The following is a 23,488-nucleotide window of genomic DNA, read 5'->3' as shown; positions in this document are numbered from 1 at the left end:
TTCACTCCCGTTCCAATATTACGTTTACCTTGACGAAAAGCGTGAGGATGACGGCCGTCCGGCACAGGACGAAGACGAATAGTGCCGTGTCGAGGCTGAACAAGACCCCTGCCGCCGGATACTCCCGAAGCTGAACCACACCCCACAGCTTTGCAGCTTCATAGGCGTAAGGTACCTCCAAGAAGGCGGCAATCCACCCACCTCTCTCCGGGAGATTCGAAAGACCGATTTGCACAGCCTCCTGCAGAGTCGCGTCAATCATGGCGCCGGGCTGTTTAGCCTCAGACCAGATATAGGTTGCAACGATGATCGTTGCGGGGACAGCCGCCAGCCAAGTTGTCAACGAAATCGAGATTGCCCGTGCGAAGGGCTGATGGAAGTGCCTGAGGGAACGGCCCTCGATGATCGAAAACAGGCATCCCGATAGCAAGAACACAGCACCCATGACCAGGAAGTCGAATGCCGAAGCCTCCAGCGATTGCCACGCTAGCAGGCAGACAGCGACAAATGTGAAAAGGGTCGAAAGGATGGCACTGCGTATGCGACCAGTTAGCAGGGCACTGAGAGGAGAGTCTTCACGGAGTGCAAGCTGAAGTTGGACCTTCCAGGGGTCCATGGTGACCGGCCATGTTCCGACGAACACTACCAACGCCAAAGGTACCAACCCAAGAATGGCGAGATCGCTGTACTCATATGCCAATCGCCAAATGCAAAGTGACAAGCCGGCGAAAGCCGTGGCGGTCAGAGCAGGTAGCAATGAGTGGAACATGAAACCTCATTCCAGTGCGCAACACGAACGGTATGGGCCGGATACACCTCTCAAAGCAATTGTTGACCGCGCTTTCGGTTCGTATTGGCGCAAAGCGTGTCGCGATGAGCGTGACGGTCAATACGACGAAATTGCGGCCAAGCTCTTTCCTTTTGGACGTCAACCAACTCGGCTTCCCCAGGCGTGCCCACGCCGGATCGCGCAGAACAGCCAAGTCGCTCAGCATCCGCGCTATGACGGCCCCTTTCAGTGGTGCGTCGACCTTGTCAGTCGCGCGCGCCTGATGTGCGCTGGTATCGGCGACCGCAGGGTGGGTAGGTGGACTCGCAGACAGCGGCGAGATGCGTGGCAGATCTGACATGATCGGAGCAAGGTCCTCCATGTCCATAACTTGCTTACGGTCCCAAGATGCTTTGGAGCGGCAGACATCACACTGATCTTTGGAAGCTGCCTTGGCCGATGCGACTAAGTCGGTCCACGAGTACGTCGTATAGCTGGCCCGCCCAGGACAACCGCTGTTCGGCACAGGCCAAATCCTGCCCCCGCAACCAGTTTCTACAAATGAAAACAATGCCTTACGCCCCGCCTCACCGCGGGGCTTTTTGCTGTCTCCACGGCGGGTCAACAATAGGTCAACAAACGGGCCAAAACCGCGTGCAAAATCAGCGGGATAGTAGGTGGGCAGGATCAGGAACGCGCGCAAACCGCAAACGAACGCGTTCAATCGGGGCGAAGGCTGATCTGCAGTTGGGCCAGCGCCTCCGGCGCAATCTCCTCCCGCATCTGATCCAGCAAAGCGAGAAGATCGTCGTGCCGCGGTTGACCGAATGCCAGCCGGTATAGCGCCACTGAACGGTTCAGCCAGGAGAGCCGCGTCTCTTCACGGCTGAAGGGGAGCGACAGGATATGGCGTTCGACCTTGGTGGGGCCGTCGAGCACCCAGAAAGGCTCAAGATCACCAGAGCGCCCAGCGTTTCCGTGCGCAGCACTGAACATATCGGCCCAAGGATCAGTATTCTGCCCGCCCAGCGCCGCCGGAGATTGTCCTGCGACCAGATTAAGGCGGACAGCGTGGTTCTTGTAGCGATGCACCCGGCCTTCGCGTTGCTCCATGTCGATCGGGTTACCGGGGAGGTTCCAGTGGACGATCCGGTGGCAATAGGGATGAAAATCCAGACCTTCCTGCCCGACTGAGGTCGAGGCGAGGACAAAGGGCTTGAACGGCGAGTTGAAGGCCGTACGGACAAGACCAGTGCGGTTCACGCCGGTCTCGTCTTCCCCCTTCTGGGCAAGGCGCATGGCGAAGCGACCGCGTAGGGTGATCGGGTGGGTCTGGACGATTCGGCCACGCTGGAGAGCGTAGTGGTTCAGTTCGATCTGGGCCGGTCGCAAGGACAGGGCCTCGGCCATCCGTTCGGCGATAACCCCTATGGCCTTGACCGGCGGATGACCGACTTGGCCCTCGGCTTCCAATAAGACATGGGCATATTCGTCGAGAACCGATTGCAGGTCGTGTTCGGCCGCATGACGCAGAACTGCCCGCCAGTAGACATCCCCCTCAGCGCGCAGCAGAGCCTGGGTTTCGGGCTGGTTGAACAATGTCCTGAAGGCCATGCCGACCTTCGTCGCCGCCGTCAGCAGCGCGAGATCATTCAAGGGCAGCGTGGGTGCGATACGTGACAAGGCGCGCAGGGCGCAGGTGGCCGGGCTGCCCAGCGCCACATCCACCAGATGGCCGAGGATCTGGTCGACGTCCTTCTGCCCGATCGGCTGGCGGGCGGCCCGCAGCAGTTCGGCCAGATGATCGGGCCAAGCTTCCTCGTCCCCCTCTCCCCGCGGGCCAGAGCCTGCAAGCCAGGCGACAAAGTCAGGGTTCACAACATCGAGGGCGGCGGGGCTGCTCCAATCCCAGCCGCCTTCGCCTGCTTCGGCGCTCTGTTCCGTCAGGTCTTGCGCCAGAGGCCGCAAGCGCGCGGAGGCAGCGTGACGCAGCGCGTCGAGATCGGGAAAGGGACCCTCCTCTCGCATCAAGGCCAGGGGATCGGCCATTGCCGCAAGACGGGGTGAGGGGATGACGAGCTGCAACGCCCTCAGGCCTGCAAGGCGACCTTGCGCCCGGCGGAACTGCAGGGGGCGGGTGGTTGGCGGGTCGGTGTAGGTGTGACCCTTGCCCATGCCCATCTGCCGCTCTGCCTCATAGGACAGGAACCCGGCAATCGCGTCGGGAACCATCGTCCATTCCGAGAAGATCAGCATCTTGCTGACAGGCCGGCTGGTGCCGAAATAGGGCAGCGATGGCGCAATCCAAAGGCGGCGCGCCATGCCGTTCGCGAAGGCGAGGTCTGCCAGTTTGCGCATACGGCCATTGGCGGGGGCAAGCGGAGCATAGCTTTCGACCGTCTGCGGATCGATCTGCAAAGGGATCGCGGCTTTCATGGCCGATCGAAGGGCGGGCGAGGGAGACTTGGCCTGTTCCTTCAATAGGTCGGCCAGTTTGTAGCCGCGCATCAGGTTCAGAAGCCAGGGCGAGGATTTCCAGTAGTCCACGGTGCCCGGTGCCCCGGCGGCGGCGGCCACGGCCGCTATTGTGCGCGCCTCGATCAGGTCGGGCGCGGTCACGTCAAGTTCGTGGCGGAGTTCGCGGATCATGGCGTCGCGATCCGCCGTCTCGGCCACGCGTTCGGTGCGGGCGATGACACGGCGCAACTGGCCTTCGATTCCCTCGCGCAGGGCGCGGGCGTTCTCAAACCCTGCGGGCAGGGCCTGCATCGCCTGACGAAAACGGCGCATCTCCAACGCAATCTCGTCGCGGCGGCGTTTGCCATCCTCGGCTCCAAACAGGAATTCCAGCACGTCGAGGAAATCGCGGTGATGATCGCCCTCCTCGGGCGCATCGCTTGCCAGTGTCAGCATCCGGTAGGGCGTCGCGGACAAAAGCAGGGTCTTGGCGGTGTTGCCCGCGCCGTCGACATGGTTGAACAACTCCCGCGCCAGATCGGCGGCTTCGCTGTCGCCATGCAGCAGATCGTGAAAGCGCTGGAATTCGTCGAGAATGATGAGGTCAGGTTCAAGCGACTGGACTGAGGCTTGCGCCAGCATCCCACGCAGTTCGCCGATCAGGGCGGTGCAGGCCTGGCGCAGGTCGCCCTCTACGTTGCGACGCTGGGCGACCTCGGCGCAAAGGTCATCGATCCGCGCGGTCAGTCCGGGGCTGTTGGCCACGGCCATCTGGAACCGGGCTGCGATTTCTGGATCAACGGTTTCGGTCGCAACACGCGCGCGCTCTCGTTCCCAGCCCGGTTCGCCTGACCAGCCCTGAAACAGTCGGATCGCGCCCTTTGGGTAGGCCAGCTGCCCTTCCAGAAGCCGCAGGATCAGCGCCCGTTCCCGCGCCCAACCGCTCGAAGATTTCAGGTCAAAAGTCGTGCCCGGTGTCAGGCTGATGAAGTTCACCCGGTTGTGGCGCAGACTGTTTTCCCCGCCCAGCACCAAAGGCAGCAGGGTCAGCCGTGTCGGCAGCACCTGCGCCTCGCGCTCCATCACGTTCAGCCGGGCGAGGTTCTGTGCGGCGATGGCGCCGTTCGAGCAGACATAGATGATGTCGATGCGCGGGACCTTGTCCCACAGCGCCTCAATCGTGCGGGCGATCACGCCGCGGGCGACCATGGTCTTGCCCAAGCCCACCTCGTCCGCCACGAGGAACTGGCGCGTGGCGTCGGGGTCGGTCAGCAGGCGGCGGCAGACATGATCCACCGTGGCCCTTTGGAAGGCTTTCAGCGGGGCCAGGGCGGGGCCGGGGTCAAAACGGGCGTCAGCCACGGCGCGCCTCCTTTGGCAGGACGCTGCGGAACACTTCCCACAGTGCCGCAAAGCGCGGCGGGATGACCGGTTCCCCATCCGCGCCCTTGGCATCGCCCAGCCGCGACATCAGCCGTTCGATATCGCGCAGGCGGCGGCCGTCGCCTGAAAGCGAACGCACCATGTCCTCAAGGATCGGGGTATCGTCGGCAAAGCCTGCAAAGCCCAGGAAACCGCCCTTGCCGCCTTGCAGGATGATCTGGCCCGCCGTCTGCGGATCGCCCAGCAGCAGGCGGATATAGCGCAGGAAGGCCTCGCGGTTCTCGATGATGCTGCGCAGGATTTCGGCGGTGCGCGCCTCGGGCAGGTCCTTGAGCGTGGTGCCGAGGGTGAAGACCATCTCTGCCCCGGTTTCCAGATCGGTGAGGCGAAGCCCCAGCCAGCGCGTTACATCGGCGAGGGCGAACTGGCCGAGATGCAGGCCAGTGCGGCCGAGGGCCGCTGTCAGCGTCAGGGCTTGGTTTGGGCCAAGGGTCAGTGGCCAAAGCTCTGCCCGCAGAGTGACGGGGAGGGCTACGCTGCCGCGTGCGGTCAGGGTCAGGCCGATCCGCCCGTCTTCGGCCGGAGTGCAGCGCAAAGTCAGGTCGGCCGCCGCCAGTGCCTTGCGTACCTCATCAAGCCGCGCTTCGGCCGCTATGGCGGGATCAGGGGCGGCGGTCGTTGTCGGGGGCTGCCATGGCCGCAGGAACCGGCCCAGCCGTTCAGGCGCGATGTGGTCTGCAGCCCACCCCATCCGGCGGGAGGGGCCGGAAAGGGTGGCAAAGACCTCAACGTTGCTGCCGTTCAGCAGGGCGGCGGCCGTGGCGTTGCCCGATCCGACGGTCAGGTCCGTGGTCGACTCAGGCCTTGGGTAGCGTTCGGTCACAAAGACCTTGGCATGAAGGCCCAGAGCCGCGGACGCCGCTTCTGACTCCTCGCCATCTTCCGTTTCGGCCAGATCGTCGAGAACCATCACCTGCCCGAAACGGGCCAGCACCTCCGGCGGTATCTGCACCAGTTCCTCGGACCGGCTCAGGAGCCAGCACTCAGTGGGGTCAAGGCCCTTGGTCAATTGGACCAGTGCATCGGGCGACAGGAAGGGCGAGATGATGCCCATGGCCTTGCCGACCTTTGGCCGGAACGTGGGCTTCCCCAACCCGTTGACCGCAAAGCGGAGCTTTCTACTGCCTTCGGGCAGGGCCCAGACCGTGCGATCAACGTCCCGGGCCAGCGCCTCGGCGATCTTGCGGTTGCGGGCTGGTGTCGGTCGTCCCCGCGCAAGGCCGGGCAGGGCACGGAGAAGGGCGGAAATCGGGGCGTTATCGGCTTGCGCCGCTTCGCTCACCTCGCCGTCCAGCGACAGCGACAGGTCCCAGCTGCGGTCGGTCGTCAGGTTGCGCGACAGGATCGCAAGGCGCAGTCGGATCGGCCCGGTGCCGGTCAGTGGCACAAAGCGCAGCACCCAGATCTTGGGGTGAAACGCGCCACCTTGTGGGGCGAGCACTTCGGTCACAGTGTCTTCCAAGAGCGCGGTCAGGCGGTTGGCGGCGCGGGGTTGGGCAGCGATGCGCCCGGCCTCGCAGAAGATCGCCACGCGCTCGGCCAGCCGCTCCAGCCCGTCCAGAAGCGCCAAGGGCGTGTCCAGCACCTGCGCCCGGCTTTCGGCCGCCTGAAAGGCCATCGTCGCGGGGATCACCAGAGCGGTCTCGAAATCCAGCGAATAGGTCGTGGCCAAGGCCATATCGACCTCGTATCCCGGCGGGGCGCGCAGGATTTCGCCGTAAAGCGCGCGGTTTTCGGGGTCGAGCGGGCTGTCAGACGGCATCGGCAAGGTCCCGTAGATGGCGCTGCACAACTGGCCAGCGAAAGGCCAGCACGGCCGCGCCCGAGGCACCACCCCACCGCGCCAGCGCTGCATCATTCGTCAGCCGCGCCTTGGACCCCTTCAGCCGGGTTTCCCGCCGCAGGATCAGGGCGCGGGCGGCTTCGTCATCTGCCATGGGCTGACCGCGCTGAACGAGGACCGCCCATTCGGTTACGAAGGCCATGGTCGGGGGGGCCACACGGTGAATTGTCTGCGAGGTCAGCGACCATAGGCCCGCAAGGCTCCATTCCGAGGCAAGGCTGGCGGGGGCCTCGGCGTGCCAAGTGCCGAGGCGCGCGCGGTAGTCGGCAGCCAGATCGTGCCAGCGGCCTGTCTCCGCCCCCTGCAGGGCGGCGGCCCGTTCGGCCAGCATCAGGTTGTAAAGCAGTGCCGCCCCATTCATCACACGGGCAAATCGCTCGGCCTGATCGACGATGGAGATGTTCCTTGCGCTCCATGTGGCGCGCATCGGATGCAGCCAGATCGCCTCCGCCCCCGCCCGATCGCCCGCCTGCGCCAATTCGTTGAACAGGCTGTCGCGAGCGGAAACGGCAAGACGGTCGCGCAGGAAGCTGCCTTCCTCGGGTGTCAGGCGGAAGGTTGCCTTGTCCAACAGGTCATCCGGCGCACCGGGCAGCCCCGGGGACCAGAGGCCAGGGGCGTCACCCGCGGCCAGCATTTCGGCCCGGCTGCCGGGATGGGTGCGGATACCCAGCGCCAGAAGCCCTGCCCAGTAGACATCGCTTGGCAACCGCTTCAGGCTGTCGCGCGCCTCGCTGCCGATGACGTTCTCGGTCTCGCCGCCGCGGAAGAGGGCCGTAATGAGTTGGATTTCCAGCCGCCGCGCCTGATCCGCCCGCCCGCCAGACCGGGCAGCCATCCGGTAAAGCCAGGGCACGAAGAGCATGTAGCGCAGCCGCGTCTGGATCGTGCTGGTGCCCGGAAACATCAGGTCCGACAGGGCATCGCGGATCGAGCCGAGGCCCAGTTCATCGCGGGAGTCCTCAACCCCGAACAGGTCCATGATCCGGCGCGCGCGGTCGCGATCGGTTTGGTCGAAGTCAATCCAGGCTAGGGCGGACATCAGGCCACGACCTCCGGCTCAAGGGGCAAGAAGCTGAGGGTACCCTCGTTCATCCAGTGGATCGCGACGCCACGCAGTTGATGGGCGGGAAAGGTCAAACGAAGGGCATCGGCATAGGCGGCAAGCTGCGGCCAGTAGGAGGCAAAGCGCGCCTTCGGGTCGGGGGCGGGTCCGGTTTTGTGGTCGATGACCAGCATCCGGCCCGGACCCATGGCCACGGCGTCAAGGATACCCAAGGTCTCCGAGCCATCGGGATGGGTGACGTGGATCGGTACTTCAAGGTGCAGGTCGGGATAACCTTCGCGGGCGAGCCATTCCTTGAGCGCAGCAACCTGTCCGGTGATCGCGGCGAGCGTCGCCGCATCAAGACCAGTGGCGGCAGGCAGTCTGTCGGCTAGGTCGGGGCGGCTGGCCAGCACACGAAAGGCCCGGTGCCAGGCCGTGCCACGTTCGGCCGCCGTTTGCGCGCGACCTGCGCCATGTCTTGGGCCAAGGGGGATTACCTGCGGCGGCGCAGGCAGATCGGGGCCTTCGGTCAGGCTGGAAGGCCGCCTGCGCCAGGGCGTTGTGCGGGCCTTGACGGGTGTCGGCGAAGGCGCACCGAACAGGAGCAGCGGTTGAGCAGCCGCAGTGACCTGCTCCACCCCTTCGCCAGCAGGATCGCTCCAGATGCGCGCCGGGAACTCCTGTCCGCCGACAAGCAGGCCCGCCCCGAGGCTGACGCCCGCCTGCGCCAGCAAGGTCAGGCAGTTCGCCTCCTTGTCCAGCGCCTTCTCTGGCCATTCGATCACAAGCCGGTCACGCGCGCGCGTTAGGGCCACATAGATCAGGTTCCGCGCCTCGGCTTCGGCGGCGGGTTGACGGTCGGCTAGGAAGACCTCGCGCTGGTCGGGGTTAAAGAGGCGTGGGGTATGGATCAGCCGCGCCGTGTCCAGCACACGCGACAGGTCCGAGAAATCGGTGAAGAGGGCGCGGGTGGTGTTTTCGCGCTCGCCTACCATACCATCAAGCTCGCAGACCACGACCACGGGCCACTCCCGGCCCTTGGCCGCGTGCCAGGTGACGATCTCGATCCCCGGCACCTCGCCTGCGCCGGGGTCCGGGTGACGGTCGAAATCGCGTTCCTCCAACCGGCTGGCCAGCCAGCCGAGGAACACCCGCACGCCCCGTCCGTGAAACCCGGCGGCGGCCATCATGCCGGGGTCCGAGGTGTCGAATTCCTCGGCCAGCGCCTCGAGCCGGGCGAGATCGGCCAGCGCCTGCGCGGCATCGGGCAGGGCTTCGGCCCAGGGACGGAGATGGGCGGTTACCTTCAGACACAGGTCGGTCACCGTCCAGCCCGGCGCTGCGGCGGCAAGGCCAAGGATGCCGTGCAGCGCGGCATGGTCGGCCAGGGCGCCATCCGCCAGCAGGCGCAAGGCTTCATCAAGGGGAAGCGCGGCCGGGCCGAGCGTCAGCAGCACAAGGGCGGCGTGCGCATCCTGCGGGTCTGCGGCCAGCGCCATGGCCTGCCGCGCGACCAGCACGGCCTGCGCATCGTGCCAACCCGAGGCGCTGATCCGCACCGGCAGGCCAAGACGGCGCAGCGCCTCGGCATAGCGGGCGGCCTCGGCGTGGCGCTGGCACAGCACGGCGATGTCGCCCGGCCGGACAGGACGCAAGACCCCGGTGGCACGGTCGGTCACGAGTTCGCCCGCCTGTAGCATCGCGGCGATCCGGGCGGCGGTGTGATCGGGCAGTTTCGGCGCCTTGCGTGTGCTGCGAGAGGCCGACAGCGCGATCACCTCCAGCACCGGCTGGCCGGTCTCAACCCGCGTGGGGGCAAGCGGCGAGTAGGCTGCACCGAACAGACCCGCGCCGATGGCGTTGATCGCCGCCATCAGACGCGGATCGCTGCGCCAGTTCTGCCGCAGGGGATCGACCGCGCCGGGGTTGGCGTCGGCCAGCGCCTGCGACAGGCGAGGGTCCGCCCCCTGAAACCCCATGATCGACTGCTTGGCATCGCCCACCAGCAGGCAGCGCGGCGCCCCTGCCGCCAGTTGCCACAGAAGCGCGAACTGCACTGGGTTGGTGTCCTGGAATTCGTCGATGATGACGCAATCGATCTCTCCCAGCACCGAGGCGAGCACGTCGGGGTGTTCGCGCAGAAGCGCCTCGCAGCCCGAGATCATGTCGGCATAGTCGATCACGCCCAGATCGCGCTTGCGCGCGGCATAGCCCGCCATGATCGCCTGCGCGCCGGTGACCAGCGCGGTCAGGTTGGTGCAGGCATCGGCAAGGGGGCCGGGATGGCCGACAACGCCCGCCGCCGCCTGCATCACCTGATCGGCCAGCGCGTCATAGCCGGGCGGGGTCGCGGTCTTGCTGTTGGATTTGCGCAGGCCGCGCAGGTCATTCCACAGCTTCCAGTCCCGGTCCAGACGCCCCGGTTCCAGCGCCGCGCGGAGGCGGCCCAAATCGTGGCGGAACTCCTTTTCCGCTGTTGCGTTCAGCCCCGGGGCCAATGCCCCCCCGGGATGGGCGTCCAGCAGGGTCGCGACCGCCTGCATCAGACGGTCGCGGATCGGCGTGGGATCAGCGGCCACCGGCCCCCATAGGGCACGGATGCGGGCGCAGCCTTCGGGCGCCAGACGGTCGGACAGACCGGCCCCACCCAGGCGGCGCAGAAGCGGGATCATGTCCAGCACGCGGCGCCGAAGCCCATCTTCGGTACTGGTGGCAAAGGTTGCGGCATGGCCGAAGCGATCGGGATCGGCCGCTATGCCCTCAAGGATCGGGCAGCGTGCCAGTTCCTGGCGGATCAGCAGGTCCTGCTCTGCCTCGTGCAGCAGGCGGGGTTGAGGGGTGGCACCGGAGGCAAGGGCATGTTCCGTCATCAGTCGCAGGCCAAGGCTGTGGATGGTCGAGACATAGGCCCGCTCCACCGCCATCGCCTCCTCGACCATCCCGGCGGCCAGCAGGCTGTGCCGGATGCGGCCCGACAGTTCGGCGGCGGCGGCCTCGGTGAAGGTGACGGCAAGGATGCGGTCGGGGCGCACCACGCCTTGTTGCACCCATTCGGTCAATTGGGTCTGGATGCGGTAGGTCTTGCCCGCGCCCGCGCCTGCCGGAACGATGGTCAGGGTCATGGCGCCTCCTCCTCGTCGTCATCGCCAAGGGATACCGACAACCCCTCGACCATGAATCGGCGCAGAAGGGGGCTTGCATCCAGCGCATAGGCGGTCAGGGCGGCTGTCTTTCCGAAGGCGGCTTCATCCTCGGTGCCGTTGAGGCGGAGCGACCCACCTCCAACTTCGGCCAGCCGGGTCTGCAAGAGCGCGACGGCCTTGGCCGAGATGTCGCCCTCCACCCCCTCCACCCGCCCACCCGAGGCGGGATCAAGGCCACTGGACAGCACGGTCCCATCGTTCAGAAGGTGATAGGCGATCGCGGGCTCCTGCCCGGCGACAAGGTCCAGCCCGTCGCCCTCGGCCCTGATCGGGCGGGCCAGCATCGCGCGGTAGAGGCCGATCTGCAGGTCCCAGCCTGCACGCATGCGCATGCGTCGCCGGGTCGATCCGCTTTTCTTATGGTCGACGATGACCAGCTGCCCGTCGCCCAGGTGCAGTATGCAATCGGCGCGGCCGCGGATGTCGATGCCGTGGGCGTTGCCTTCCAGCCGGAACTCGTTCTTCAGGATGCGCGCCCCGTTTTCGCTCAGGATGCCATGCCAGACCTGTGCGGCGCGCAATGCCTCGCGTCGCAGGGTTTCGCGCTCCAACTGCCATTCGGCTGCGGCCAGAAAGGGCGCATGTCGGGCGATGCCTTGGGCCAGATGCGTTTCGGTCAATCCGGGCAGGTCGGCCGGATCGGGCAAGGCCGCGTCTGGCGCAAAGACGTGTTCCAGCACGTGATGCGCCAGGGTGCCCGCCAGCATGATGTCAAGCGCCTCTGGCGCCCAAGGGATGTCGGTTGCGTCGGTTTCGCCGAGGAACCATGCCAATGGGCTGACCAGCAGCGTCTCCAGCCGCGAGGGCGACTGCGGCTTGGCCCGACCGGTCTCGTCCTCATGCAAGCGAAGGAGGTCGCGACGGCCAAGGTGGATCATGCCACCCTCGGGCAGGGGCGCGGCAGGAGCGGGCAAGGGCGGAACGCTGCGGTGGGCCGTTGGCCAACTGATCGGGGGCAGCGCGGTCAGGTCCTGCACCAACCATTTCTCGCCCCCTTCCAGCAGGCGCGCGATCAGCGACAGCGTCATCGGAGGGGTCAGCGGGCGGCCCATGCCGTCGCGCTGCGGGCAAAGGAAGGTGGCGCTGTCCGAGGCCGCCCCGATTTGCCGTGCGAACAGGGCAAGGCCACGGCGCAGGGCCGCCTCTCGGCTGGGCAGGTGAAGGCCAAGGGTGTCGCCGATCAGGGCGACTTCGCTGTCCAGAAAGAACGGCGACGTGGGAACGCCCGACGGATAGTCCCCTGCGGCAAAGCCGGTCACGATCAGATGCCGCGCCCCGCGCCATGGCAGGTCCGACGCGGGCAGGAGGCTTACGCCGTCGAGAAGGCGAAGGCTGAGTGGGGCTGCCGGGGCGGACAGGGTTGCCAGCCGGGACAGCGCCTGCCAGTCCGGCGCGCCATCCCCCACCGACGCTTGCAGGCGGCGCAAAAGGCCCTGCGCGGCGCTGCGGGCTGGTTCCAGCCCGGGCGGTGCGGTCAGGCTTTCGGCCAGCAGGCCCAGCTTGAAGGCCAGTTGCGCGCCCGTGGTCGCGCCAGTCCGCAAGGCTTCCCAAACCGTAGCAGCCTTGTCCTGCAACAGGTCCGCCGCCTTTGGCTTGTAGTTCCCACGCATCAGATCGCGCGCCAGGGCGGCCCCAGTGGCTGCGGGCCACGGCATCAGGGGCAGGACAGCAAGACTGGCCAGCGCCATTGCAGGCGCAGGCGGGCGCAAGCATCGCAGCGCCAATGTCGCGAGTTCGCCCGCCAGATCACGAAGGCCAGCGGCTTCAGGCAGGCCGGACAGGGGCACACCCTGATCGGCGAAGGCTTCGGCCAGATGGGCAAGGCGCGTCGGTGTTTCAGGAACCAGAAGGGCAATGTCAGATGCTAGCGCGGCGCGGCCATCCTCCAGCATCCGGCGTGCGAGGGCGGCGGCGAATTGCGCCTCGGCCAGGCTGTCGCGCAACGCAAAGAAACCGAGCGTTCCATCCCTGGCTACGGCCGGCGCGCCGCAGAGGAGATTGCGCTGCACATGGGAAAGGGCGCCCGCCGCTGCCCCTTGCGGCTGGCTCGCGCGCCAGGCCGCAAGCCGGGCGGACGGCGCTGATCCGTGGTGGCGGCAAAGCTGCGCGGCCAAAGCAGCCTCGGCCGGGGTCGCCAATGGATCGTCGCCAATGTCGAGAACAGGCAGCGGGGCAGCGGCCTGATCCGCGGTGCAAGATAGGACATGCCGGATCACCGACAGATCCTCGGGCAAAGTACCGGTATTGGCCCAGACATCGCGCAGGGCTTGCAGATGCCGCTTTGCCCGCGATGGGGGCAGGCGATCTGGCGTCACTGCTGCCGGATCAAGGCCGGGTGTCGCTTGCATCACCCCGCGCAGGGCCCGCTCGACCGCTCCTTGCGTCTCAGTGGGTGCGATCTGCAAGCTTTCGGCCCAGGGTGCTGTGGGGTCTGCAAGTGCCCCTCCGATATCCCAGGCATCGGCAGTTGGAGCGAGGTAGGTCTCTGACAGAAGGTCGGTCGTGACGGGCATCACTGCGCCGGTCAGCGGGTGGGCATAGAGCAGCGGATCGAGCCTCACGACAGAGCGCCGCCAGCAAAAGGGAGAGTTCCGGGCCGTGCGGGTGCAATGAAAACCAATCTCGAAAACCCAAATGACCTACGTATCAACTGACTCCCCCACTAAGGCAGACCGGCCATGCCTTGACACCTGAGGCAGCTTCGCGCCCAAATGGATTTGGCGCAACCGGAACGAATGTGATGTTTGAAAATAAAGAGAAAACTGTTTCCAAGGTTCTCGAGGCCGCGCGCCGCAAGCTTCTGGATACCGGCACCCGGAACCGGCTGGTGCACGTCAACCGCGCCAATTCCCGCGCAAATTGCCTGAACGTCATCAATGAACAGGCCGACGAGGTCTTTTCCATCCTGCGGGTCAACGGCCGCAAGATGCGGTTCAAGGCCATGGGCAAGGACAAGACGGCCGAAGGACAGGAGATGCTGCTGGCCCTGCCTGAGGCTGATTTGCCGTCAACCTCCGATCGGCTAACTGACAGTTTCCTCGAGGTGCCGCTGGGGCCAGAGGCCCTTGCCCGCCGCCTGCTGCGTCTGGCGACGGATGCGCGCACGGCGGAAGAGGAACAGGGGTTGAACATCCTATACCTCGCCATCGGGTTCCTGCGCTGGCGCGAAAGCCCGTCGTCCGAAGTGGTGCGCGAGTCCCCGCTGGTGTTGCTTCCCGTGCAACTGGTGCGGAATGAACGCACCTCGACCTTCGACATCGTGGCGCGCGAGGACGATATCTCGACCAACCTGCCATTGCAGGAACGTATGCGGCAAGACTTCGGTATCCAGCTTCCCGAGGTGGAAGAGGCCGAGGATTGGGCACCATCGGACTATTTCGCCAAGGTGCAGGATGTGGTGGCTGGCAAACCCGGATGGTCGATCGACAGCGACGGGATGCAACTTGGATTCTTCTCCTTTGCCAAGTTGCTGATGCACCGCGATCTGGACCCGGGAACCTGGCCGGTGAATGCCTTTGCGGAAAGCGATCTCTTGCGCGGGCTGCTCGCCGAAGGGTTTGAAGAAGATACGCCGATCTTTGGTCCCGACGACAAGCTGGACGACATTCTCGACCCGGCGCAGATCATCCAGGTGATCGACGCGGATGCCAGCCAGACCAAGGTGATCGAGGAAGTGCGGCGGGGTGCGAGCCTTGTGGTGCAGGGGCCGCCCGGAACGGGGAAAAGCCAGACCATCACCAACCTGATCGCGGCGGCGGCGCATGACGGCAAGTCGGTGCTGTTCGTGGCCGAAAAGATGGCAGCGCTGTCGGTGGTACATGACCGGCTTGTGCGGGCGGGCCTGCGCGATATCTGCCTCGAACTGCATTCCCGCACGGCCAACAAGAAGGCGCTGGCGCAGGAACTGGGCCGGACCCTGATGGCCAGTGCCAAGGCCTTGCCAGGCGCGGCGGACCCAGCCCGGCTGCGCGCGACACGTGATCAGTTGAACCAGATTGCAGCCTTGCTGCACGATCCCTTGCCGCCGACCGCCGAGACGCCGTTCCGCGCCATTTCGGAAATCGTGGGCCATATCGGCAAGGGCGCACCGCCACCTTCGATCGCGCTTGATGGGCTGGCCGCGCTGGACCCTGCGGCGCGCAGCCGAGCGCTGGGTGCCATTGCCGGGTTCGTGACGGCGCTGGGCCGTGTGGGTTCGCCAGAGGATCATCCCTATCGCGGCACGACCGCGCTCGATCTTCAACCGACCGACCTCGCCCGGTTGGAGGGCGAACTCGCCGCCGCGCTGGCTGATATCGATACGTTGCAGGCCGAGGCGGCGCGGATTTCGCAGGCCCTTCATCTTCCCGTTCCGCAGTCCCTGTCCGACGCGGCCGCGCTGACCGTCGGGCTGAGGTCGCTGGCAAGCCAACCGCCCGGCGCGACTGCCCTGATCCCGACCCTGTTCGATCATGCCGCCCATCCGCGCCTGGCTGAAGCGCTGGGTGCAGGGGCTGATTGGGCCGCGGCGCATCAGGCGGCGCAGGCGCAGTTTGCAGCCCCCGCTTGGGGCACCAACGTCGCCGCGTTGCGCCCGGCGCTGGTGCGCGGGCAGGCCTCGTTCTTTTCGCGCCTCTTTGGCGGCTATCGCCGGGCATCAGCCGAGTTGGCAAGCCTTCTGACTGGCGCCTTGCCGAAGGCCCCGTCTGAGCGGTTGGCCCTTCTTGACCAACTAGCTGACGTGCAGGCTCGCCGAGCGCGGCTGGCTGAGGAGGAGCCTTGGCTGCAAGCCACCCTTGGCCCCGAATGGCGCGGCGAACGTACACCCTTTGCCGAGGTTTATGCTGCCGCGCAATGGCTGGCGGCGGTGCGGCGGGCAAGGGCGTTCAATACTGCCGCGCAGCTTGTCGCGTCGCTGGGCACGCTGCCCGATCCGGGGCGTGCGGCTGCGGACCTGACGGCGCGCATCGCGGCGTGCCGCGACCGCATCGCGGCCCCGATTGCAAGGTTGCGGCTTGATCTGCCACAGGCCGGGCTTGGAGTGGACATCGACACATCTTCTCTCGGCGAACTGCGGGCCGCCTTTGCGCAGATGGCGGCCGATCCGTCGCGTTACGGGGACTGGGCGGGGCTTGCCCGATCCATCGCCGCGGCCGTGGGCGCTGGGGCTGGCAGCATCGTGGATGCGGTCTCCGAGGGCCGGGTGGAACCGGAGCGGGCCGAACAGGAGTTCGCCTATGCCTGCGCCGAGGCGCGTTGGAATGCCGCTCGAACCGCCCGCCCTGATCTGAACCTTCTGCCGCAACTTGACCGGCACGAACTGGTCACGTTGTTCCGCGATCTGGAAAAGGACCGGATCGAGGCGACCAAGACGCTGATCCTGTCGAACCACTTTGCCCAGATGCCGAAGGGCACGGTGGGCGAGATGGGTGTGATCCGGGGCGAGATTGGGCGCAAGAAGGGGCACAAGCCGATCCGCTGGGTGATGAAGAACGCAGGTTCCATGGTGCAGCGGATCAAGCCCGTGATGCTGATGAGCCCGATCTCTGTCGCGCAGTTCCTGCCGCCGGGCTCAGTCACCTTCGACCTGCTGGTGATCGACGAGGCCTCGCAGATCCGGCCCGAGGATGCGCTGGGCGTGATCGCCCGTGCCCGGCAGATCGTCGTGGTGGGTGACCAGAAGCAGCTTCCCCCGACATCCTTCTTCGACCGGCTGGTCGATGATGTAGAGGAGAACGACGAGGACGAAGAAGCTCCGGTCGGCGCCACGGCCGCCGACATGGAAAGCATCCTGTCGCTGTGCGAGGCGCGGGGGCTGCGGCAGCGCATGCTCGAATGGCACTATCGGTCGCGCGATCCCTCGCTGATCCGGGTGTCTAATGCCGAATTCTACGGCGACGGGCTGGTCCTGCCGCCATCGCCCCTCCAGCTTGACCCCGACTACGGGCTGAAGTTCCGGCGGGTGCCGGGCGTCTACGCGCGCGGCGGCAGCGGCCTTGGACGGCAGGGCACCAACCGGATCGAGGCCGAGGCGGTGGTCAAGGCGATGGCCGACCATGCCCGCGCCTGGCCCGACCTGTCGCTGGGTGCCGTGGCCTTTTCCAAGGCCCAGGCCGACATGCTGACCGAAGTTCTGGAACTGCACCGCCGCCGCGACCCGGTTCTGGACGCCTTCCTGCGTGAGGGCAAATCCGAGGACGTCTTTGTCAAGAACATCGAGAACGTGCAGGGCGACGAGCGCGACGTGATCCTGATTTCCGTTGGATACGGCCCGCAGGAACCGGGCGGGCGGCTGTCGGCCATGACTTTCGGCCCGGTGAATGGGGAGGGCGGCGAGCGGCGGCTAAATGTTCTCTTCTCGCGCGCCCGCGTCCGGTGCGAGGTTTTCGCCTCTTTCGATCCGGGCGATATCGACCCGTCGCGCGTCAGCCGCGATGGGCCGCGCGTGCTGAAGCGCTTTCTCGACTATGCCAAGACCGGGATCATGGACGTCCGCGCCCCCACAGGGCTGGAGGCCGACAGTCCGTTCGAGGAGGATGTGGCTGCGGTCATCACCTCGCTGGGGTTTCTGGCGGATACACAGGTCGGCAGTGCGGGGTTCCGCATCGACATCGGCGTGCGCCACCCGGACCGGCCGGGGCAGTACCTAATCGCCGTGGAATGCGATGGTGCCGCCTATCACAGCGCTCTTTGGGCGCGGGAACGCGACCGGCTGCGGCAGGACATTCTGGAAAACCTCGGTTGGCGGTTCCACCGCATCTGGAGCACCGACTGGTTCCATCACCGCAAGCGCGAGATCGAACGGCTGAAGGCTGCGCTGGAACATGGGCGCGAACAGATCGAGACCGGCATCCGCGTGCGCGGCGCCAATCATGCGAGCGCGCGTCCCCTGATCGAAGCAACTGCCGAACCAGAGCAGGGGCCGATCGATATCGATCACCTGACCATCAAGATGCCTGCTTATGTCCGGGCCGAGCTTTCGGTCCGATCTAGTGTCGAGCCGCATGAGGCCCCAGTCGCCCAACTCGCAGAGCTTGTGAGCAAGATAGTGGCCATCGAAGGTCCTATCCATATCGACGAGGTCGCCCGCCGGATCACGACGGCCTTCGGCAAGACCAAGGCGGGAAGCCGGATTGTCGAGGCTACGGGCAGGGCAGTTAGGCAAGCGCTTCGGCAGGACCCCATTCTGATGCAGGACGGCTCCTTCCTGATGACACAGGCGCAGGCGGCGGCCCCCCCTGTAAGAGATCGCTCGGCTGAAACAGGCAGCCTGCTGAAGGCTGCCTATATTCCACCATGCGAGATTGTGGCGGCCGCGGCACTTGTGCGGCAGGAAAGCGGGGACGTTGACAGCGATGACCTCATCCGCGCAATCGCCCGGCTTTTGGGGTTCCTGAGGGTCGGAAGCGAATTGTCCACCGTGATCGCAGAGGCTGTGTCCGAATAGGGCGACCGCCTTTTGCCAGACGCAACGATGTAAGTCACAGCCCATTGCAGGGCTGTGGCCTTCGAAGTGTCGCTGCCGCCTTCAGGGTTGTGAAGGCGGCAGTGTCCTCGCTATCTGGGCTTCTGACACTGCCATCGAAGGACCACTTCGAAACCGCGCTCCGATCCTGATCCGCCCCGTGGCGATGGCCTTGCGCACGGCGCTTTCGTGCACCCCGCGCAAGGCGGCATAGGCGCGCCGCGACAGCCCCATTCTGCGATATTCTCCAATTAAGTCAGTGATTTGGACTTGCTCTTCGGACGGTCTCGGCAATGTCTGCGACACCTTGAAAAGGAGGTTCCCGATGCCCGCCAAGACCCACGCCATCACCGGTCACGAGGCCAATTGCCTCGCCGCCGCCGACCATTTCATCGCCTGCCGCGGGTCCAAACCCGCGACCCGCATCCGCGCCCGGTTTGACCGGATTGATCAGGCCGAGGCCTTTGCCGCCACCTTCGGCGACAGCCGGACCATGATCTACGCCGTCACTGCCGAAGGCCGCTCCGCCCATATCAAGAACGCCTGAAGGAGGCCCCGATGTTCACCCGTTTGAACAGAGAAGAGAGCCCGCGCGATACGAAATAACGAGAAGACTGGTTTCGAATGACTGAAAGTCTGCCCCGTGACGCAGGTCCAAAATGCGACGTTCAGGACGCCAGCAAGAGCTGGGCCGTGTCGCCATCAATGACCAAACCTCTTGGAACTCCACTTTGCAGGAAGGCGCGCGCTGCATTCACCTTTTGCACTCCGGCCACGAGTGCTACGAGATTGGTTCGACGCAGAACGTCGAATCCCAGCGCAATGGTCCGCTCGTTCAGCGGATGCGCCACGGCGACACCGGCAGCATCATAGAAGATTCCGTTCGTATCCCCGACTGCACCTGCCTCGCGCAGGCTGGCCAAATCGGCAGCTGTCAGCATCCCCTGCCGCCGTAACAGAGACTCTTCCCGTAACTCACCCAAGGAGATGTATGTCACGGTCGCCGCCTCCGCGATGGCCAGTGCCTTCTGGACCGTCTTCTGTGACATCAGCACATGACGGTCCTCGACGCTGTCGGCGATGAAGGGAACGGGCAGCACATAGCCCTCGCCCCCCGTCTGCCGCGCCAGCGCGTGAACGACCTCGAACGGATTGTAGCTGGAATTCGCGGTCAGCGAACCCATAACGCTCACGAACTTCGCCCGCGGGGCGCTTACACCCGCCAGATGCCGCGTCATCTGGTCCAGCGTCCGCCCCCAACCTGTGCCCACGACGGGCGCATCGGTGCGCGACAGATGATCCCGCAGGTGATTCGCCGCCGCCATCCCCACCGCGCGCAGGGCAAAGCCCGTCGCCGCGCCTTCCCCCTCCAACCCCAGCGCAGGTGTGCAGATGCAGAACTCCAACCCCCAGCGCCGCGCGATCTCATCCTCCACGGCCAGCATTCCGGTATTGGCCGGGTTGATGTTGATGCTCACCAACCCCGTCTCGCGCGCATCCTGCAAAAGCTTGTTCACGCGCGCGCGCGTCACACCCAACCGCGCCGCCGCCGCTTCCTGATTCAACCCGCCCACATGGTACAGCCACGCCGCACGGGCCATCAGTTCCTCTTCCTCCGTCGGGGTATCGGTCGGGGTCCTCATGTCGCACTCCCTTTACGAGACAAATGTATCTGCTCTTGACATATGTAATTCAAGCGGCATTCTTCCTCCCGTCGGGGATGCTCGGCACGAAACATCGGCCAGTGCGGAATCTGGCCTCTGGGAGGAGTATTGCGAATGAAAAACCGGTTTGCCGGAAGGATCTCTGCTGTCTCCGTGGCAGCCTTGCTGGGCTTTGCTGGTGCCGCGCAGGCGCTTGAAATCGCATGGGTGCATTCGAACGCTGCCGCGCAGTCGGAACAGCGCGTCAAGGCGGGCTTCGAGGCGTGGCTGGCCGAAAGCGGCAAGACGGACTGGAACATCAGCTTCCTCGACAGCGCAGGCTCGGGAGAGGCGACGGCTTCGAACATCCAGGATGCCGCCAACCGTGGCGTGGGCGCCATCATCATCACCATGTCCGACCTGCGCGCCAGCCGCGCCGCCATCGACGCCGCCGTCGCGGCGGGCATCCCGGTGTTTTCTGTGGACAGCGGGTATATCGACGGAGTGGTGGTCGACGTGACGACGAACAACTGGGCCATGTCCTCGGATGTGTCTCCCTATCTGCTCGATCAGCTGGGCGGTCAGGGCAACATTATCTTTCTGCGCATGGCCGAACATCACGGCACGCGCAAGCGTGGCGACGTGATGGAAGACGTGCTGAAGGAATATCCCGACGTCAAGGTGCTGGCGGAACACAACATCGACTACACCGCCTTCTTCGAAGACACATCTCGCACGATGGAAGATTACGCCGCCCGTTTCGGTTCGGAAATCAACGCCGTCTGGGCACCGTGGGACGAACCGGCGCAGGCCGCCATCAACGCGCTTACCGCGGCGGGGATCACCGGAGTGAAGGTGATCGGCATCGATGGCCACCCGCAGGCCGTGGCCGAGGTCTGCAAACCCGACAGCATGATGATTGCCACCGTCTCGCAGCCCTTCGAGGGCATGGGCAAGCAGGTCGGCCAGTGGATCGAAGAGATCGTCGTGAACGGCAAACCCGCCGATGATGTGATCCCGTCCAAGACCGTCTACATGGATGCCCCCCTCGTCACCAAGAAGAACTGCCAGGACTTCATGTGATCCCAACCATGGGACCGGGCCGCGATGGCCCGGTCCTCCACAAGGGCAGCAGGGGTCGGCGCGAATGGACATCACACTTTCCAACATCACCATGCAGTTCCCCGGCACGCGGGCGCTTGATGACGTCTCGCTCGCTCTCCACACCGGCGAGGTGCATGGCCTTATCGGTGAGAATGGCGCGGGCAAATCCACCCTTGTCTCCATTCTCGGCGGAAGCCTTGCCCCGACTTCGGGCAGCATCGCCATCGGCAGCGAAAAGCTGCACCTGACCTCTCCCCGCGCTGCGCTCCTGCGCGGGATCGCCCATGTCAGTCAGGAAGGCAGCCTTGTCCCTGCGCTCACGGGGGCGGAAAACATCTTCCTGGGCGCCGAACCCCGCCGCTTCGGCGTCATACACCGCGCCGCTCTCCGCGCTGCCGCGACAGAGGCCCTGTCCCGCTGGTTCCCCGAAGTCGCCATCGACCTCGACCGCCCGGTGGGCGAACTCCCAATGGCCGACCGCAAGGTGATCGAAATCGTGCGCGCCCTGCGCGGACAGGTCCACCTGCTCATCCTCGACGAACCCACCGCTACCCTGCCCGTGCGCGAAAAGGAACAGCTCTGGCGCATCATCCGCTCTCTTCCGCCGCGCGGCGTGGGGGTCGTGCTGATCAGCCACTTCCTTTCTGAAATAAAGGCGCTGTCCGACCGCATCACCGTCCTGCGCGACGGACGCCTGATCGCGACCGAACCCGCCGACCGCATGTCCGAAGGCCGCATGGTCGACCTCATGCTCCGCCGCACCGATGACACCCGCCGCGCCTCTGCCAACGTCCACGCGCCCCCGACGGGGAACCCCGTCCTCGCGCTCCGCAACTGGCGCTCCGGACGGATCGAGGTGTCGGACTTCACCCTCCACGAGGGCGAAATCGTGGGCCTGATCGGCCTCACCGGGGCGGGCCATGTCGGCTTTGCCCGCGCCCTGCACAATCCCGCAGGGGTGCAGGTCGACGCGCTTTCCATCGCGGGCCGCCCCGTCAGCCCCCGCGACGTGCGCGCCATGCTCTCGGCAGGGCTGGCCCTCGTCCCCGATCACCGCATGGAATACGCCCTCATCGGCGACTGGGACCTGCGCGAAAACCTCGCCATGGTCCACACCCGCCACGCCGCCACCGCAGGCATCCTCTTCCCCCGCAAGGAAGAGGCCGAGGCCCGCCGCGTCATGCGCCTCCTTAACGTCAAGGCGCATGGCTCCGGCCAGGCGCTGAAAACCCTCTCAGGCGGGAACAAGCAGAAGATATCCATCGGCAAATGGCTCTACGGAGCCGAAGGCCGCTACCGCGTGATGATCTTCATCGAACCGACCGAAGGCGTCGACATCGGTGCCAAGGCCGAAATCTACGCCGAAATGCGCCGCCTCGCTGCACAGGGCGTGGGCATCCTCATCGCCTCTTCCGACCTTGGCGAAGTGGCCGAACTTGCCCACCGCGTCATCCCCTTCACGGGAGGCAGACCCGGCCCCGCCATTCCGGCCACAGAATTCTCCGAAGCCCGCTTCATCCAATCCATGTCAGGAGTAGCCGCATGAGCGACGCGACCTCCCCCACCGCCCCGCAGCACGATGCGGTGCTGGGCATCCGCAAGGACCTGATCCAGCGCTATTCCACGCTGGTTGTGCTGGCGCTGATGTTCGTCATCTTCTCGCTCACGGTCGACAGGTTCCTCACCTCGCAGAACCTGCTGAACATCGCCCAGCAGATTTCGATGCTGACCATCGTGGGGGCGGGGCTGACCTTCGGCTTCGCCGCGCGCGAGATGGACCTGTCGGTCGGCTATGCGGTCGGCATGGCGGGCATCCTCGTGCCGCTCATGCTCATCAGCGGCGTGCCGCTGCCCGTGGCGATCCTCGGCGGGCTGGCGGCGGGGCTGGCCATCGGGGCCACCAATGCCCTCCTCGTCACGGTGGTAGGCATCCCCTCCCTCATCGCCACACTGGCCACTGGCTCCATCCTCTTCGGCATCAACTTCCTCTCTACGGGAGGCCGCGCGATCTATGGCGGGCTGCCCGACGCCTATCTCTGGCTTGGGCAGGGCCGCATCGCGGGCATCCCCGTGCTGGCCTTCTTCATGGTCGCCGTCGTCGCCGTGGCATGGTTCGTGATGGAACGCACCGTCTTCGGCCGCTACATCTATGCCGTGGGCGGCAACCAGAAGGCCGCCGAACTGTCCGGCGTCACCGTGCGCCGCTACCGTGCCGCCGCGCTGATCGTCTGTTCGGTCTTTGCCGTCATCGCGGGGATGTTGCTCGCCGCCCGGCTCGGTTCCGGTCAACCCAATGCGGGGGAACGCTATCTGCTCGACGGTCTGGCCACGGTCTTCATCGGCATGACGATGCTGCGCCCCGGCACCGCCACCGTCCTTGGCACCTTCTTCGGCGCGCTCTTCATCGGCATCATCAACAACGGGCTGAACCTGATCGGGATGGACACCTACATCCAGTCCATCGTGAAGGGCGCCATCATCCTCATCGCCGTCGCCATCGTGTCGCGGTCCACGAAACTCAACCTGCTCTGAGA

General features: G+C 65.7%; 13 protein-coding genes. 5 read left to right on the top strand and 8 right to left on the bottom strand.

Annotation, left to right across the window (positions count from 1 at the left end):
* Window position 1: 1 nt before the first annotated feature.
* The 7 genes from G5V65_RS16255 to G5V65_RS22850 are packed head-to-tail and all read right to left on the bottom strand — an operon-like array spanning window position 2 to window position 13,324.
* Entirely contained in the window at window positions 2-700 is a 699-nt protein-coding gene (locus G5V65_RS16255; RefSeq protein WP_165052099.1) for a hypothetical protein, read from the bottom strand.
* Window positions 690-1,493, bottom strand: a complete 804-nt coding sequence (locus tag G5V65_RS16250; protein WP_165052097.1) for a hypothetical protein — start codon at window positions 1,491-1,493, stop codon at window positions 690-692. The genes G5V65_RS16255 and G5V65_RS16250 overlap by 11 nt, the downstream gene beginning before the upstream one ends.
* Complete coding sequence (locus tag G5V65_RS22855) at window positions 1,490-4,588, bottom strand: helicase-related protein (protein ID WP_165052095.1); 3,099 nt, start codon at window positions 4,586-4,588, stop codon at window positions 1,490-1,492. The genes G5V65_RS16250 and G5V65_RS22855 overlap by 4 nt, the downstream gene beginning before the upstream one ends.
* Window positions 4,581-6,431 (bottom strand): phospholipase D family protein, encoded by a 1,851-nt coding sequence (locus tag G5V65_RS16240; protein WP_165052093.1) that lies wholly within the window; start codon window positions 6,429-6,431, stop codon window positions 4,581-4,583. The genes G5V65_RS22855 and G5V65_RS16240 overlap by 8 nt, the downstream gene beginning before the upstream one ends.
* A complete protein-coding gene (locus G5V65_RS16235) occupies window positions 6,421-7,554 on the bottom strand; it encodes a DUF6361 family protein (RefSeq protein WP_165052091.1) in 1,134 nt (377 codons plus the stop codon). The genes G5V65_RS16240 and G5V65_RS16235 overlap by 11 nt, the downstream gene beginning before the upstream one ends.
* A complete protein-coding gene (locus G5V65_RS16230) occupies window positions 7,554-10,682 on the bottom strand; it encodes a UvrD-helicase domain-containing protein (RefSeq protein ID WP_165052089.1) in 3,129 nt (1,042 codons plus the stop codon). Before G5V65_RS16230 ends, G5V65_RS16235 begins: the two co-directional genes overlap by 1 nt.
* Window positions 10,679-13,324, bottom strand: coding sequence for a PD-(D/E)XK nuclease family protein (locus G5V65_RS22850; protein WP_165052087.1), 2,646 nt, complete (start codon window positions 13,322-13,324; stop codon window positions 10,679-10,681). Before G5V65_RS22850 ends, G5V65_RS16230 begins: the two co-directional genes overlap by 4 nt.
* A 179-nt stretch (window positions 13,325-13,503) precedes the next feature.
* On the opposite strand from G5V65_RS22850, the gene G5V65_RS16220 reads away from it, so the two are divergent.
* Together G5V65_RS16220 and G5V65_RS16210 are read left to right on the top strand one after the other, a co-directional pair.
* The gene (locus tag G5V65_RS16220) at window positions 13,504-18,189 is read left to right on the top strand and encodes a DUF3320 domain-containing protein (protein ID WP_165052085.1); all 4,686 of its coding nucleotides are present in this window, start codon (window positions 13,504-13,506) and stop codon (window positions 18,187-18,189) included.
* Window positions 18,190-18,532: 343 nt separating this feature from the next.
* The gene (locus tag G5V65_RS16210) at window positions 18,533-18,754 is read left to right on the top strand and encodes a hypothetical protein (protein WP_099649295.1); all 222 of its coding nucleotides are present in this window, start codon (window positions 18,533-18,535) and stop codon (window positions 18,752-18,754) included.
* A gap of 121 nt (window positions 18,755-18,875) precedes the next feature.
* On the opposite strand, the gene G5V65_RS16205 is transcribed toward G5V65_RS16210, so the two are convergent.
* The gene (locus G5V65_RS16205) at window positions 18,876-19,850 is read right to left on the bottom strand and encodes a sugar-binding transcriptional regulator (RefSeq protein WP_206526836.1); all 975 of its coding nucleotides are present in this window, start codon (window positions 19,848-19,850) and stop codon (window positions 18,876-18,878) included.
* A 135-nt stretch (window positions 19,851-19,985) separates the two neighbouring features.
* Here G5V65_RS16205 and G5V65_RS16200 point away from each other — a divergent pair, with 135 nt between their 5' ends.
* The 3 genes from G5V65_RS16200 to G5V65_RS16190 all read left to right on the top strand — a co-directional run bounded on the left by G5V65_RS16200 (window position 19,986) and on the right by G5V65_RS16190 (window position 23,486).
* Window positions 19,986-20,933: a sugar ABC transporter substrate-binding protein gene (locus G5V65_RS16200; protein ID WP_165052083.1), complete on the top strand. Its 948-nt coding sequence runs from the start codon at window positions 19,986-19,988 to the stop codon at window positions 20,931-20,933.
* 64 nt (window positions 20,934-20,997) lie between these two features.
* The gene (locus tag G5V65_RS16195; RefSeq protein ID WP_165052081.1) at window positions 20,998-22,500 is read left to right on the top strand and encodes a sugar ABC transporter ATP-binding protein; all 1,503 of its coding nucleotides are present in this window, start codon (window positions 20,998-21,000) and stop codon (window positions 22,498-22,500) included.
* On the top strand, window positions 22,497-23,486 hold the full coding sequence (locus G5V65_RS16190; protein WP_165052079.1) for an ABC transporter permease: 990 nt from the start codon (window positions 22,497-22,499) through the stop codon (window positions 23,484-23,486). The genes G5V65_RS16195 and G5V65_RS16190 overlap by 4 nt, the downstream gene beginning before the upstream one ends.
* The last annotated feature ends 2 nt before the right edge of the window (window positions 23,487-23,488 follow it).

The sequence above is a fragment of the Paragemmobacter kunshanensis genome, assembly GCF_011059185.1.
Lineage (GTDB): Bacteria > Pseudomonadota > Alphaproteobacteria > Rhodobacterales > Rhodobacteraceae > Paragemmobacter > Paragemmobacter kunshanensis.
The sequence above is the reverse complement of the archived record's forward strand: the minus strand, read 5'-3'. Positions and strand labels throughout refer to the sequence as shown.